This is a genomic window from Amycolatopsis australiensis (assembly GCF_900119165.1).
Lineage (GTDB): Bacteria > Actinomycetota > Actinomycetes > Mycobacteriales > Pseudonocardiaceae > Amycolatopsis > Amycolatopsis australiensis.
The window spans coordinates 7,376,660-7,390,041 of sequence record NZ_FPJG01000006.1; the positions used below are offsets into that span (position 1 = coordinate 7,376,660).

Annotated in this window: 13 protein-coding genes; 5 read left to right on the forward strand and 8 right to left on the reverse strand. The window is 72.6% G+C overall.

Annotation, left to right across the window (positions count from 1 at the left end; genetic code table 11):
- Nucleotides 1-30: 30 nt before the first annotated feature.
- The 3 genes from alaS to BT341_RS35215 form a co-directional block, all read right to left on the reverse strand.
- Nucleotides 31-2,691 carry an alanine--tRNA ligase gene (gene alaS, locus BT341_RS35205; RefSeq protein WP_072480321.1) on the reverse strand — a complete coding sequence of 887 codons (2,661 nt, stop codon included), beginning with the start codon at nucleotides 2,689-2,691 and terminating at the stop codon, nucleotides 31-33.
- Nucleotides 2,692-2,764: 73 nt separating this feature from the next.
- Nucleotides 2,765-3,061 carry a hypothetical protein gene (locus BT341_RS35210; RefSeq protein WP_072480322.1) on the reverse strand — a complete coding sequence of 99 codons (297 nt, stop codon included), beginning with the start codon at nucleotides 3,059-3,061 and terminating at the stop codon, nucleotides 2,765-2,767.
- Nucleotides 3,058-3,444 (reverse strand): DUF948 domain-containing protein, encoded by a 387-nt coding sequence (locus BT341_RS35215; RefSeq protein ID WP_072480323.1) that lies wholly within the window; start codon nucleotides 3,442-3,444, stop codon nucleotides 3,058-3,060. The genes BT341_RS35210 and BT341_RS35215 overlap by 4 nt, the downstream gene beginning before the upstream one ends.
- A 152-nt stretch (nucleotides 3,445-3,596) precedes the next feature.
- On the opposite strand from BT341_RS35215, the gene BT341_RS35220 reads away from it, so the two are divergent.
- Entirely contained in the window at nucleotides 3,597-4,478 is an 882-nt protein-coding gene (locus tag BT341_RS35220) for a hypothetical protein (RefSeq protein ID WP_072480324.1), read from the forward strand.
- On the opposite strand, the gene BT341_RS35225 is transcribed toward BT341_RS35220, so the two are convergent.
- The 3 genes from BT341_RS35225 to BT341_RS35235 form a co-directional block, all read right to left on the reverse strand.
- The gene (locus BT341_RS35225) at nucleotides 4,475-5,320 is read right to left on the reverse strand and encodes an NAD(P)-dependent oxidoreductase (RefSeq protein ID WP_072480325.1); all 846 of its coding nucleotides are present in this window, start codon (nucleotides 5,318-5,320) and stop codon (nucleotides 4,475-4,477) included. The genes BT341_RS35220 and BT341_RS35225 overlap by 4 nt on opposite strands.
- A gap of 40 nt (nucleotides 5,321-5,360) precedes the next feature.
- Complete coding sequence (locus tag BT341_RS35230) at nucleotides 5,361-5,738, reverse strand: VOC family protein (RefSeq protein WP_072480326.1); 378 nt, start codon at nucleotides 5,736-5,738, stop codon at nucleotides 5,361-5,363.
- Nucleotides 5,739-6,174: 436 nt separating this feature from the next.
- Nucleotides 6,175-7,593: a replication-associated recombination protein A gene (locus BT341_RS35235; protein WP_425426438.1), complete on the reverse strand. Its 1,419-nt coding sequence runs from the start codon at nucleotides 7,591-7,593 to the stop codon at nucleotides 6,175-6,177.
- 141 nt (nucleotides 7,594-7,734) lie between these two features.
- Between BT341_RS35235 and BT341_RS35240 the strand changes: the two genes are divergently transcribed.
- The 3 genes from BT341_RS35240 (at nucleotide 7,735) to BT341_RS35250 (ending at nucleotide 10,461) form a co-directional block, all read left to right on the forward strand.
- On the forward strand, nucleotides 7,735-8,430 hold the full coding sequence (locus BT341_RS35240; RefSeq protein WP_072480327.1) for a TetR/AcrR family transcriptional regulator: 696 nt from the start codon (nucleotides 7,735-7,737) through the stop codon (nucleotides 8,428-8,430).
- Nucleotides 8,431-8,458: 28 nt separating this feature from the next.
- Nucleotides 8,459-9,670 carry a cytochrome P450 gene (locus tag BT341_RS35245; protein WP_072480328.1) on the forward strand — a complete coding sequence of 404 codons (1,212 nt, stop codon included), beginning with the start codon at nucleotides 8,459-8,461 and terminating at the stop codon, nucleotides 9,668-9,670.
- A gap of 62 nt (nucleotides 9,671-9,732) precedes the next feature.
- Nucleotides 9,733-10,461, forward strand: a complete 729-nt coding sequence (locus BT341_RS35250; RefSeq protein WP_072480329.1) for a metallophosphoesterase family protein — start codon at nucleotides 9,733-9,735, stop codon at nucleotides 10,459-10,461.
- Here BT341_RS35250 and BT341_RS35255 read toward each other — a convergent pair.
- Nucleotides 10,433-11,290, reverse strand: coding sequence for an SGNH/GDSL hydrolase family protein (locus BT341_RS35255; RefSeq protein WP_072480330.1), 858 nt, complete (start codon nucleotides 11,288-11,290; stop codon nucleotides 10,433-10,435). The genes BT341_RS35250 and BT341_RS35255 overlap by 29 nt on opposite strands.
- A 239-nt stretch (nucleotides 11,291-11,529) precedes the next feature.
- Between BT341_RS35255 and BT341_RS45730 the strand changes: the two genes are divergently transcribed.
- Nucleotides 11,530-12,105 carry a hypothetical protein gene (locus tag BT341_RS45730; protein WP_072480331.1) on the forward strand — a complete coding sequence of 192 codons (576 nt, stop codon included), beginning with the start codon at nucleotides 11,530-11,532 and terminating at the stop codon, nucleotides 12,103-12,105.
- 81 nt (nucleotides 12,106-12,186) lie between these two features.
- On the opposite strand, the gene BT341_RS35265 is transcribed toward BT341_RS45730, so the two are convergent.
- The gene (locus tag BT341_RS35265) at nucleotides 12,187-13,374 is read right to left on the reverse strand and encodes a phosphotransferase (protein ID WP_072480332.1); all 1,188 of its coding nucleotides are present in this window, start codon (nucleotides 13,372-13,374) and stop codon (nucleotides 12,187-12,189) included.
- Nucleotides 13,375-13,382: the final 8 nt, after the last annotated feature.

Sequence of the window (13,382 nt, forward strand, 5' to 3'; positions counted from 1 at the left end):
CCGGGACGATCCGGGGCGCGGTTTCCGCGGTCAGCCAATGCCGGCAATCGCCGCGCGCAGGGCCGTGACGGCGTCGGCCGCGCCGGCCGGGTTCGTGCCGCCGCCCTGGGCCATGTCGGGCTTGCCGCCGCCGCGTCCGCCGATCTTCTCGGCGAAGGACGGCACGAGCTTGCCCGCGGCAACGCCCTTGTCACGGGCTGCTTCGGTGGTGGCGACGACGAAGCTGAGCTTCTCGCCGGACGGCGAGAACAGCGCCACGACGCCGGGCCGCGAGCCGAGCCGGCCGCGGATGTCCGACGCCAGCGCGCGCAGGCCGTTGCCGTCGACGTCCGGGACGACCTCGGCGACCACGGCGAAGCCGTTGATCTCCTCGGCCTTGCCGGCCAGCGCGCCCGCCGAGCCCAGCACCTGCTGGGTCTTCAGCTGCGCGATCTCCTTTTCGGCGTTCTTCAGCCGGGTCAGGACGTCCTCGATGCGGCCGGGCAGCTGGTCGGACGGCACCTTGAACGTGTTGGCCAGCTGCGAGACCAGCAGCTGCTCCTTGCGGACGTACTTCAGCGCGTCCCCGCCGACGAGCGCCTCGACGCGGTGGACGCCCGAGCCGATGGAGGCGTCGGAGACCAGCTTGACCAGGCCGAGCTGGCCGATCCGCTCGACGTGCGTGCCGCCGCACAGCTCGCGCGAGTAGTCGCCCATGTCGACCACGCGGACGTCGTTGCCGTACTTCTCGCCGAACAGCGCGACCGCGCCGAGCTCGAGCGCCTTGTCCTTGGTCGTGACGTAGCTCTGCACCTCGACGTCGGTCTGCAGGTAGTCGTTGACCTCCTGCTCGACCTCGGTCAGCACGTCGGACGACACCGAACCGGGCGTGGTGAAGTCGAAGCGCATGCGACCCGGCGAGTTGAGCGAACCGGCCTGCGCGGCGCGCTTGCCGTACGCGCCGCGGACGGCCGCGTGCACCAGGTGCGTCGCGGAGTGCGAGCGCTCGATGGACAGCCGGCGGTGCGCGTCGACCGAGCCGGTGACCTTCGTGTCGAGCCCGACCTCGCCTTCGGTGACCTCGACGCGGTGCACGAACAGGCCGGGGACGATCTTCTGCACGTCCAGGACCTTGAGCTCGACGCCGTCGCCGACCAGCACGCCGGTGTCGGCGACCTGGCCGCCGCTTTCGGCGTAGAACGGCGTCCGGTCGAGGACCAGCTCCGCCTTCTTGCCCGCGGAGACGCTGCGGACCGGCTGCCCGTCTTCGAGCAGCGCGACGACCTTCGCCTCGGCCTGCAGGTCGGTGTAGCCGAGGAACTCGGTCTCGCCGTGCTGCTCCAGGACCTTCCGGTACTCCGAGAGGTCGCCGTGGCCGGTCTTGCGGGCCGCCGCGTCCGCCTTCGCGCGCTTGCGCTGCTCGTCCATGAGCGTGCGGAAGCCCGCTTCGTCGACGGTCAGGCCCTGCTCGGCCGCCATCTCCAGGGTGAGGTCGATCGGGAAGCCGTAGGTGTCGTGCAGCTGGAACGCCTTGTCGCCGGCGAGCACGTCGCCGCCGCTGCGCTTGGTCTCCTCGGCCGCGAGGTCGAAGATGCGCGAACCGCTGGTCAGGGTCGCGAGGAAGGCCTCCTCCTCGATCCGGACGACCTCGCTGATCCGGTCGAAGCCGTCCACCAGCTCGGGGTAGGTCGGGCCCATCGTGTCGCGGACGACCTTCGCGAACTCCTGCAGCACCGGCTCGTGCACGCCCAGCAGCCGCGTGGAGCGGACGATGCGGCGCAGCAGGCGGCGCAGCACGTAGCCGCGGCCGTCGTTGCCCGGGGTGACGCCGTCACCGATCAGCAGGACGCCGGTGCGGGCGTGGTCGGCGATGACGCGGAAGCGGACGTCGTCGGCGTGGTCGGCGCCGTAGCGTCGGCCGGAGAACTCCTCGGCGCGGCCGATCACCGGGCGTACCAGGTCGGTCTCGTAGACGTTCTCGACACCCTGCAGGATCGTCGCGACGCGCTCGACGCCCATGCCGGTGTCGATGTTCTTCGCGGGCAGCTCGCCGAGGATCGGGAAGTCCTTCTTGCCGCTGCCCGCACCCCGGACGTTCTGCATGAACACGAGGTTCCAGATCTCGATGTAGCGGTCCTCGTCGACGACCGGGCCGCCTTCGCGGCCGTACTCCGGGCCGCGGTCGTAGTAGATCTCCGAGCACGGGCCGCACGGGCCGGGGATGCCCATCGACCAGAAGTTGTCGACCATGTCGCGGGCCTGGATGCGCTCGCCGGGCAGCCCGGCGATCTTCTTCCACAGCCCCGCCGCTTCGGCGTCGTCCTCGTAGACGGTCGCCCACAGGCGGTCGGGGTCGAGGCCGTAGCCGCCTTCGCTCTGGGGCTTGGTGATCAGCTCCCAGGCGTACTCGATGGCGCCTTCCTTGAAGTAGTCGCCGAAGGAGAAGTTGCCGGCCATCTGGAAGAACGTGTTGTGCCGGGTGGTCTTGCCGACCTCGTCGATGTCCGGCGTGCGCACGCACTTCTGCACGGAGGTCGCGCGCGGGTACGGCGGCGGCGCCTCGCCGAGGAAGTACGGCTTGAACTGCACCATGCCGGCGTTGACGAACAGCAGGTTGGGGTCGTCGAGGATCAGCGGCGCGCTGGGCACGCGCGTGTGGCCCTTGCTCTCGAAATGGCGCAGGAAACGATCGGTGATTTCGTGTGTGTCCACGGGTCAGTCCTTGTGGCTGGTGACGAAGAACGAGGTCGGCGGCGACGGCGAAGGGGTTCCGGGCAGGCCCGGATCAGCCCTCCGCCCGGCGAGCTCGCCGGACCGGGCGCCGGGCGTGCCGGCCCTCGGCGCGGGGCGCCGTCACGCCCGCCCGCTCCTCGACCATGTCGTGCAACTCCTGCTCCCGCTCGTTCATGCCCGCGCGCACCTCGGCGCCGAACGAACCCACGGCGCCGGCCAGCTCGCGCACGGCGTCCCCCAGGTTCGATGCTAACCCGGCCGGAGTGGCCTGACGAGCCGTTTCGGCGGCCTTGCGGGACAGGGCGACGCCGGCGACCACGCCGACGCCGAGCCAGAACAGCCGCCTCATTTGCCGGCCTTCCTCGCGGCCTTCAGCGCGCTCTTCTTCCGGCGCGCCTTGATCGCCTTGCTGACCCCGTAGGACAGCGCCGCCGTCTTCACCAGCGGGCCGCCCAGGGTCGCGGTGAACACCGACGCCAGCGCGGAGACGTTCCCGGTGACCGCCTGCGCGTTCGCGGTGATCCCGTCGACCCGTTCGAGCTGGGTGTTCACGTGCGTGATCGTCTCGTTCGCGCCGATCAGCAGCGGATCGGTGTTGCTGTTGGTGCGCTCGATCGCCTCGGTGGCCGCGTCCAGCGTCTTGCCGAGCTTGATCAGCGGGATCGCCAGCAGGACGACCAGCACCACGAATGCTCCTGCGGCGATCAGCGCGGCGATCTGCCCTGCTGACACGGGCCCTCCTCGGTTCACAGGTCGGTGTTCGCGTTTGTCACGGGACGTGAGGTGCCGATGAGGTTACCGCCTGGCCGGGTTCCCGACCGGGTCACCCCGCGCGGGTGGGAAAACGCCTCGCCGCCGGGCGGCCCGGGCGGTACACCTGGGCGATGGGACACGACGACGGACCTTCCCGCCGGGTGCTCGCCGGGCCGGGCGGCGCGGCGGCCGACGTGCTCGCGGCGTTGCCCGGCGCCGACCTGACCACGGTCCAGCTGGAGGTGGCGCGCCGCCGGGCCGCCCGGCTGAGCGGGCCCGCCGTGCTGCGCCGGCACCGGGAGGACCGGTTCGCGGCGCCGAGCCCGCTGCCGCCGGCGCTGCTGCGCCGGGTCGAGGACGCGCTCCTGTCCGCGGCTTCGGCGTTCGACCCGGTGACGCTGTCGCCGCTGGTTCCGCTGGGGACGCATTCGGTGGTGACCGGGCTGGCCCAGCACCGGGTGGTGCCGACCGGCCGCGGCACCGAGGTCGCCGCGGATCCCACGACGGGCCTGGCCCTGGAGGCGGCGGTCCGGCGCGCCGGGGACGGCGTCGTCCGCCTGGCGGCGGTTCAGCGCGTGGTCCGCGCCCAGCACGTCGAGCGGGCCGGGCTGTTCGCGCACTTCTCCCTGTTCGGCGCGGTGACGGCCGGGCGGGACCGCGGCGCCCTGCGGTTCGAGCGGGCGGCGGTGGCCGAGCACGCCCGGCTGATGGTGGCGGGCTGCCGCGCGCTGGGCGCCACCGCGGTCTCACTCGGTGTGACGGTGCTCGATCCCCGGTTCGAGGGCCTGCTCGACGACGTCGACGTGCCGGTCCACGCGTTCCCGGAGCGCGAAGGCGGGCGCGGCGGGTACTACGAGGGCCTCTGCTTCAAGGTGTACGCGTCCTTCGGCGGCGAGGTGGCCGACGTCGGCGACGGCGGCTTCACGCCGTGGACGCGCAGGCTGCTCGGCAACGCGAAGGAGCGGCTCATGACGAGCGGCCTCGGCGTCGACCGTCTCGCGACGCTCCTCTAACGCTCTTTGAGCACCGCGCGGTAGAGCGCGGCCATGTCCTCGTCGCCGTGGCCGGCTTCCACCGCCGCTTCCAGGTGCGCGAGGACGGCGCGAGCGCCCGCCACGTCGACGTCGCCGGCCGCCGCCTCCACCACCAGGCGCGCGTCCTTCGCCGCCAGGCCCGCCGGGAACGACGCCGGGAACTCGCCCGCCAGCATCGCCGCGCCCTTGAGGTGCGCGTAGCCCACGTCGAGGCCGCCGCCCTTGATCGTCTCCAGGAACAGCGCCGGATCCAGGTCCAGCGCGCGGGCCAGGGCGAGGCTCTCGGCCGTCGCGTTCGTCAGCGCGAGCACCCACGCGTTGAGCACCAGCTTGAGGCGGCTGCCCCGGCCGGCGGGGCCGAGCCACAGCGTCTTCATCGCGACCGCGTCGAACACCGGCGTCGCCTTCGGCCGGGCTTCCTCCGGGCCGGACGCCAGCACCTGCAGCTGGGCCTGCTCCGCGGGTTGCCGCGTGCCGAGCACCGGCGCGTCGACGAACACCACGCCCGCCTTCTCCGCCGTCGCGGCCAGGCGGTCGGTCCAGTCCAGCCCGACTGTGCTCATCTGCAGCCACAACGTGCCCGACGCGGGCGAAGCGGCTTCGAACGCTTCGGCGACCGCGGGGCCGTCGGCGAGCATCGTCACGAGGATGTCCGCGCCTTCGGCCGCCGATGCCGCCGAACCGGCGACCGTGGCGACGTCGGCGAGGGGCTCGGCCTTCGCCCGGGTCCGGTTCCAGACCCGGACGTCGAGGCCCGCCTTCGCGATGTTGGCCGCCATCGGCGCGCCCATGATTCCGGTTCCGAGAAACGCGACGCTCATGTCCCCATCGTGCCGAACGCGGGGGCGGCCCGCAGTCCGGTCAGTAGTCGCCGAGGAGGCAGAACGGGTGCCCGGCCGGGTCGGCGTAGACGCGCCAGCCGCGGCCGCCGAGGTCGGGGTCGAGCAGCCGGCCGCCGTGCCGCAGCACGACCTGGTGCGACTCGCGGAAGTCGTCGACTTCGAAGTCGAGGTGGAACTGCTGCGGGAAGGCCGGGTCCGGCCAGCGCGGCGGCCGGTAGTCCAGCGACCGCTGGAAGCCGAGGACGATCCCGGTGACGTGCAGGGTGGACCAGTCCTCGTCGACCCGCCACCGCGGGTCCGGCCGGTCCACCTCACCGCCGAGCAGGGCCTGGTAGAAGCGGGCGAGCACGAGCGGCTCCGGGCAGTCCAGGACGATGCACTGCAGCGTCGCGGGCACGGGTAAGCCTCCTGCGGTCGCGGCGGCCCTCCCCTGGCGCGGGCCACCTCAAGTGGCGAAGCCTACGAAACCCGATGATCTTGCCCGCGGCGGCCCGCCCTGGTGATCACTGCGGGTGGCGGTGGGTGGCGGTGTTGGGCCAGGTGGGCGGCCCCGGCCGGAGCGGGGCGTGTTCCGTCGGTGGCGGGTGGCGGGGCCGCCAGGTCGTGGGCTGCCTTGGGCCAGGGCAGGCCGGGCCGGTCCGGCGGCGAGCGGCGGCGCGGCCCTGGCCCTGGTGGAGGCGCGGCCCCGCCGGCGGTGGGTGGCGTCGCGCGCGGCCTTCGCCGGGGCGTGGCTCGCCGCCCCGGCGGTTCAGTTCTGACCGCCGATCGCACTGCTTCGGGACTCGGTGTGTGGGCTCGTCGCCCCGGCCCCACCAGCCCAGCCCCCGGCCGCGTCAGTTCTGGCCGCGGATCGTCCGGCGCAGCTTCGGGACCCGCTCGGCCAGCGTCCGCTCCGCACCGCGCTGGGTCGGCTCGTAATAGTCCCGGCCCACCAGCTCGTCCGGCGGGTACTGCTGGGCCAGCACGCCTTCCGGCACGTTGTGCGGGTAGCGGTACCCCTGGGCGTTGCCGAGCTTCTTGGCGCCCGCGTAATGGCCGTCGCGCAGGTGTGGCGGGACCGTGCCCGCCAGCCCTGCCCGGACGTCGGCCAGTGCCGCGTCGATGCCCGTGATCACCGCGTTCGACTTCGGGGCCGTCGCCAGGTGGATCGTCGCCTGCGCCAGTGCCAGCCTGCCCTCCGGCATGCCGATGAACTGCACCGCGTGCGCGGCCGCGACCGCCGACTGCAGCGCCGTCGGGTCGGCCATCCCGATGTCCTCGCTCGCGTGCACGACCAGCCGCCGCGCGAGGAAGCGCGGGTCCTCGCCCGCCTCGATCATCCGGGCCAGGTAATGCAGCGCCGCGTCCACATCGGACCCGCGGATCGACTTGATGAACGCGCTGATCACGTCGTAGTGCTGGTCGCCGTCGCGGTCGTAGCGCACCGCCGCCTTGTCCACTGTGGACTCGACGATGGCCAGGTCGATGGTCTTCGCCTCGGTGGCCGACGCCGCGTCCGCCGCCGCTTCGAGGGCCGTGAGCGCGCGCCGGGCGTCGCCGCCGGCGAGCCGGACGAGGTGGGCCCGCGCGTCCCCGGTCAGCGTCAGCTCGCCCGCCAGGCCGCGCTCGTCGGTCAGCGCCCGCTCGATCAGCTGGGTGATGTCTTCGTCGGTCAGCGGACGCAGCTGCAGCACCAGTGACCGCGACAGCAGCGGTGAAACGACCGAGAACGACGGGTTCTCGGTGGTCGCCGCCACCAGCAGCACCGTGCGGTCCTCGACCGCGCCGAGCAGCGCGTCCTGCTGCGTCTTGGAGAACCGGTGGACCTCGTCGATGAACAGCACGGTGTTCTCGGCGTTGTACTGGCGCCGCCGCCGCGCCTCCTCGATGACGCCGCGCACCTCCTTGACGCCGGCCGAGAGCGCCGACATCGCGACGAACCGGCGGCCGGTGGCGATCGAGACGAGGTTGGCCAGCGTCGTCTTGCCCGTGCCGGGCGGGCCGTAGAGCAGCACCGAGGCCGGCGCGGCCCCTTCGACCAGCCGCCGCAGCGGCGCCCCTTCGCGCAGCAGGTGCTGCTGGCCGACGACCTCGTCGAGCGAGCGCGGCCGCATCCGCACGGCCAGCGGCGAGCTGGCCGGATCCGCCTGCGGTTCCGCGGCCGCGTTCGACCCCGTGCGCTCCGGCGGCGGCCCGATGTCGGCGTTCGCCGGAGGGAATGCCGGCTCCGCGGAGAAGAGTGCGTCGCCGGGGAAGAGCTCGTCCTGTGCCACACCGATGACGTTAACCGAAGCCACCGACAGAACCGCTTGCCCCGGTGCCACGATCGGCGCTACCGTCGTGATGACTGGTTGACCGAACGTGCCATTCTGGTCAACCAGTCAATCGCTCGACGAACCCGCAGGTGGAGCCGCATGAGTCATCCGAACCGCGAACGCGCCGACCGCATCCTCGACGCGGCGGGCGAGCTGCTGCTGCGCATGGGCTACCGCAAGGTGGCCGTCGACGACATCGCGCGCGCGGTCGGCATCGGCAAGGGCACCGTCTACCTGCACTGGCGCAACAAGGAGCTGCTGTTCCAGGCGCTGATGCTGCGCGAGTCCGCCGACTCGACCGACGAGATCCTGGCCGGGATCAAGGCCGACCCGGCGATGATCCTGCCGCACCGGATGATCCCGGCGTCGTTCCTCGTGACGCACCGCCGTCCGCTGGTGATGGCCATGCTGCGCGGCAACGCCGAGATGTTCGGCTCGATGGGCGACCTCGCGCTGAAGAAGCAGCAGGACGAGCTGCGCACGCAGTTCGAGGAGACGATGCTGCGGCACGGCCTCGTCCGCTCGGACGTGCCGAACCTGTCCTTCGCGCTCAACGCCACGACCGTCGGCTTCTACTTCGGCGGCACGCTCACCGACGAGTTCGACGGCATCACCCCGGAAGCGAAGGCGGAAGTCCTCGCGTACGTCATCCGCACCGCGTTCGAGCCGCCCGGGGAGCCCGATCCCCTCGCGGTCGCGGAGGTGGCGGCGGAATTGAGTTCGGCGCTCGAGGCGCTCGTCTCGGGCTACCGGAAAGGGATCTACGCACACGATCCCACCAGGGCACCCGGCTGATCCGGGGCCAACAGGGGAAGGGGCGGAAATGACCACCACACCGGCGGACACCTGGGGACTGCACGAGTCCCAGTTCTGGCTGCGGGGGAAGCAGCCGGAGAAGCGCGTCGAATTCGCCGCGGAACTGGGGATGTGGAACGTCTACGGGCACCCGGAGATCGAGGAGATCCTCCGTGACCCGGCGACGTACTCCTCCGACACCACCCGGCTGGTGCCGAAGGAGCTGATGCCGGAGGCCGACCTGGAAACGCTGTCGGCGGGCAACCTGCTGCAGCTCGACCCGCCGCTGCACAACAAGATGCGCAAGCTCGTCAGCCGCGCCTTCACCCCGAAGGTCGTGGCGGACCTGGAGCCGCGGATCGCGGCGATCACCCACGAAATGCTCGACGCGGTCAGCACGCCGGGCCGGCTGGAGCTGGTGGCCGACCTGGCCTACCCGCTGCCGGTGATCGTGATCGCCGAGCTGCTGGGCGTCCCGCCGGGCGACCGGTACCTGTTCAAGGGCTGGGTGGACAAGATGTTCGAGTCCTCCGAGCAGCTTTCCCTGGTCAAGAAGGACGAGAAGCAGGACGAAGCGATCAAGAAGTCCCTGGCGGGCCAGCAGGCGCTGCGGGACTACCTCGGCGGGCACGTCGACGAGCGGCGCGAGCGGCCGCGCGAGGACCTGCTGACCAAGCTGGTCGAAGCCGAAGTGGACGGCGAACGGCTCTCCCGCGACGAGGTCGTCAATTTCGCGAACATCCTGCTGCTGGCCGGGCACATCACCACCACGATGCTGCTCGGCAACTCCGTGCTCTGCCTGGACACCCATCCGGAGTGGGACGAGCGCGTGCGCGCGGACCGCTCGCTCGTGCCGCCGATGATCGAGGAGTCGCTGCGGTACCTGACACCGTTCGCGGCGGTGGCGCGCACCACCGTGCGGGAGGTCGAGCTGGGCGGCGCGACCGTGCCCGCCGATCAGCTGCTGATGGTGTGGGTGGCGGCGGCCAACCGCGACGAGCGGGTGTTCGCCGAGCCGGACCGGTTCGACCCGCTGCGGGACCCCAACCCGCACCTGGCGTTCGGCCGCGGCATCCACTTCTGCATCGGGGCACCGCTGGCCCGGCTCGAAGGCCGGGTGGCGCTGAACATCCTGTTCGACCGCTACCCGGCGCTGCGCACGATCCAGGGCGAGCCGCCGAAGTTCCAGGTGAACCCGAACATGACCGGCGTGCGGGAGCTGCCGCTCACGACGGAGTGAACCGGGTGCGCCCTGGGCGAAATCGCTCGCCCGGGGCGCTGCCCGTGCCGCAGAGTAGGGCGATGACGGTGGCGGTGCTCTCCGACATCCACGGCGTCCTCCCCGCGCTGGAGGCCGTGCTGGCCGAGCCCGACGTCGCCGCCGCGGACCGGATCGTGCTGCTCGGCGACATGCTCGCCGGGCCGATGCCGGTGGCGACGCTGGAGCGGCTGCTGGCGCTGGGCCCGCGCGCGGTCTGGGTGCGGGGCAACGCCGACCGCGAGCTGGCGGCGTCCGCGCGCGGCACCGGGACCTTCGTCCCGGACCCGATCTTCCCCTGGGCGGCGCGGCAGCTGCGTCCCGCGGACCTGCCGGTGCTGGACGCGCTCCCGCTGACCGTCACGATCGGCGACGTGCTGTTCTGCCACGCGACCCCGCGCGACGACACGGAAATCGTGCTCGTCGACAGCCCGCTGGAACGCTGGGCGGAAGTCCTCGGCGGCGTCTCGGCGGCGACGGTCGTCTGCGGGCACACGCACATGCCGTTCGTGCGGCTGGCCGACCGGCGGCGGATCGTGAACCCCGGCAGTGTCGGCATGCCTTACGGCAGCCCGGGTGCGCACTGGGCGCTGCTCGGCGCCGGGGTCGAGCTGCGGCGCACCGAGTACGACGCCGAGGCGGCCTGCCGGTTCCTGGCCGCGGAGTCGGCCTATCCCGGGATCGAGGAGTGGGCGGACGCTTTCGTCCGCCACCCGGCTTCCGACGCCGAAGCGCTGCGCGTGTTCAGCGGGCGCGGAACGAGTTCCACATGATGACCGCGGCGTACGGGAGGAACTCGCGGCCGCGGCGCCAGAGCCACGGGATTCCCTTGAGCACCAGCCAGCCCACGTGCCCGGCGGCGCTCGGCTCGACGCCGCCGCCGCAGGTGAGGCTCACCGGCTCCGGCACCGCGAAGCCGGCTTCGGCCAGCAGGCCGGTGAAGCCGCTGGCGAGCATGCGGTGGCCGAGTTCCGACGGGTGGAGCCGGTCGACGCTCCAGGCCGTGAGGTCGTAGGCGCCGGGCAGCGTTTCCAGGTCCAGGCAGGGGATCCCTTCGCGGGCGACGACCTCGTCGATGGCCGCGTTCAGCTCGGCGACGCGGGCGCTGAGGGCGCGCTTGAGCGACGGCGGCAGCCGGAACACCCGGCTGTGGTCGTGGAACCGGACGGGCACGACCGTGGTGCCGGTCTCCCGCAGCCGGTGGACGACCTCGGTGAGGTCGGCGGCGACGCGGGCGGCGTCGAAGTCCGGGCGCAGGGTGTCGTTCATGCCGGCCACCAGCAAGGCGACATCGGGCCGGTGCGCGACGGCGGCGGGCACCTGCCGGGTGAGCACGCAGCGCATCCGCGCACCGGTGAAGGACGGGTTGAGGTAGCCACCGGCGTCGACCCCGAGCGCGGTGGCGACGAGCGGGCCGACACCCCGCCACCCGCCGCGCCGGGGCAGCGGATCCCCGAGCCCGACGGCGGTGGAGTCCCCGAGCACGACGAGCCGCCGCGCTCGCCTGGGCGACGGGACGGCCGCGAGCGGGGGACGGGGAGGGCGTGGCGGTTCGGGCGAGGGAGTGACTTCGAGGCTGGTCACGGTCACGCCCACGACCATCGGCCACGGAAGCTCACCCCCGGTGAGGACGAGGTAACACGCCCGCGACAGCGCGCCTAATTCTTGACGCTCACCTCGGCGGTGCCGGAAATGTGTCGTTTGCCTGGTCGCGGGGGCTCTTCGGAGCGCCAGGTCACGAAAGGGTCACCGGCGAATCCGCGGCCAACCTCCTTCCGGCGCGCACGTCTTTCCCGGCGAGAACAAGATCTGCTTGTTCCATTCCGCAGGGGGAACACACCATGAACGAAAGCTTTGTTCGTCGCGCCCGGAAACTGTCGGTCGCCGGCGCCGGCGCGATTCTGGTCGGCCTGACGATGTCCGCGTGCAGCTCGGCGCCGGTGCCCGCGCCGACGCCCACCCCGTCCGCTGCACCCACAGCCACCGCCTCGACGGCCACGGCTGCCGCGCCCGCGCCCACCGCCGCCGCACCCGCGGCGGATCAGGCGGGCCGGCCGGTTGCGCCGCACCAGCCGGTGCCGGTGCTGGGCCGCCCGTGGGGGCCCTACCAGCACGGATACGGAACCGTCCGGCCCGGCCTGATCGACAACGGCGGCGACGCGTCGGCCGTGATCAGCCACGTGCACTGGCGGACGTGGGGCGGAGAAACCGCGACCGGCTCGGGGACGGCCTCGTTCGTCCCCGACGGTGAGCCGCTCGCCGCGGCCGTGCCGAAGACGGCCACGATCGAAGCGTGGGACCTGGGCACCTGCGACGGCAAGCTGATGTACCGCGCGGTCGGCTGGTTCTTCCCGGGCGAGCAGCTCGACAAGCACGAGCACATCGACCTCTGCACCGGGGAGTACGTCAAATCCTGACGATTCCCGGGTTCCGTTTTCCCGGAATTCCCCGGTGTCCGCGCGCCGAATTGCGGCGGGTGGGCGCCGGGGAACGTCCGGTCAGCGGAACGCCGGGTAGAACGCCAGGTCGGCGTGCGGGCCCAGCCGGGCCGCCAGTGCCGCCGCCACGCGGGCCGCGAACTCCGGGACCGCCGTCATCCGGACGTAGCCCGCGTGCTTGGCCAGGTCGCGCCACCACGTCACCAGCGCCGCCTCGCGGCTCACCGGTGCCGCGTGGTGGGACAGGTCCAGCGAGCCCAGCTCCTCGCCCGTGATCAGCCAGACCCGCAGCAGCTCGCTCGTCGTCAGGTGGGTCGCCAGGACCTCGTCGTCGGCGAAGGCGGGCCAGACCCCGACCACCTCCGCGCGCCAGGCCGCGATCATCGCCTCGCTCATGCCCGCCGGCAGGGCGAGCGCGTCCGGCCAGCTCGCGAACGGCAGTCGCAGGTGGGCCGCGTCGACCAGCGCCGAGCGGACGCAGCCGTACTCGAAGTCCAGGAACCGGACGCCCTCGCCCGTCACCAGGTTGTTGTCCGGGCTCAGCTCGACCGGGCTGAACGCCCGGAAGCCCGCCGAACGGGACTGCTCCAGCGCGGCGGCGACCAGCGTGCGGACCTCGTCCGGCACCTTGATGCCCAGCCGCTCCTGGATCACCGACGGCACCTGCGAACACAGCTCGTCGACCCCGTCGGAGTCGGTCTTCGCCGGGGCGCCCAGACGCCGCAGCAACGCGTTGAAGTCCGCCTCGCGGCCGGCCGTGCTCGCGTGCAGGCGGCCCAGCGACCGCGCCCACGACAGCAGCGCGCGCTCGGCCGCGCGGGAGTCGCGCGCGTAGAGCTTGTCCTCCAGCGTCGCCGTGCGGCCGAGGTCCTCCAGCACCAGCACGCGGTCGCGGCCGTCGTGGGCGAGCAGCTCCGGGCACATCCGCTCGTCCGGTGCCAGCGCCGTGAACAGCTGGTAGCTGACCGCCTCCTGGGCGAACGGGTCGGCCGCCCCCGGCTCGGGCCGCTCCGGGTAGTGCTTGACGACCAGCGTGCGCGGCAGCGCGAACGACGACGACACCACCCTCGCCCTGACCACCGTGGCCGGCCCGCTTCCCGCGAGGTCCTCGGGCGCGACCAGCGTGATCGCGCTGCCGAACCGGCGCGAGAGAACGGACTCGCCCGCCGCGACCGCCGCGGCCACGGCGAGGTGCTCGGCTCCTGCCCCGACCCCAGCGTCGCCGGCGGAGGAGGTGTCGACTGTCATTGTCACCG

Bases quoted from the DNA above. Each gene is read 5' to 3' on its own strand.
- BT341_RS35210 (WP_072480322.1), bottom strand. From the start codon at position 3,061: ATGAGGCGGCTGTTCTGGCTCGGCGTCGGCGTGGTCGCCGGCGTCGCC.
- BT341_RS35220 (WP_072480324.1), top strand. From the start codon at position 3,597: ATGGGACACGACGACGGACCTTCCCGCCGGGTGCTCGCCGGGCCGGGC.
- BT341_RS35225 (WP_072480325.1), bottom strand. From the start codon at position 5,320: ATGAGCGTCGCGTTTCTCGGAACCGGAATCATGGGCGCGCCGATGGCG.
- BT341_RS35240 (WP_072480327.1), top strand. From the start codon at position 7,735: ATGAGTCATCCGAACCGCGAACGCGCCGACCGCATCCTCGACGCGGCG.
- BT341_RS35245 (WP_072480328.1), top strand. From the start codon at position 8,459: ATGACCACCACACCGGCGGACACCTGGGGACTGCACGAGTCCCAGTTC.
- BT341_RS35250 (WP_072480329.1), top strand. From the start codon at position 9,733: ATGACGGTGGCGGTGCTCTCCGACATCCACGGCGTCCTCCCCGCGCTG.
- BT341_RS35255 (WP_072480330.1), bottom strand. From the start codon at position 11,290: ATGGTCGTGGGCGTGACCGTGACCAGCCTCGAAGTCACTCCCTCGCCC.
- BT341_RS45730 (WP_072480331.1), top strand. From the start codon at position 11,530: ATGAACGAAAGCTTTGTTCGTCGCGCCCGGAAACTGTCGGTCGCCGGC.
- BT341_RS35265 (WP_072480332.1), bottom strand. From the start codon at position 13,374: ATGACAGTCGACACCTCCTCCGCCGGCGACGCTGGGGTCGGGGCAGGA.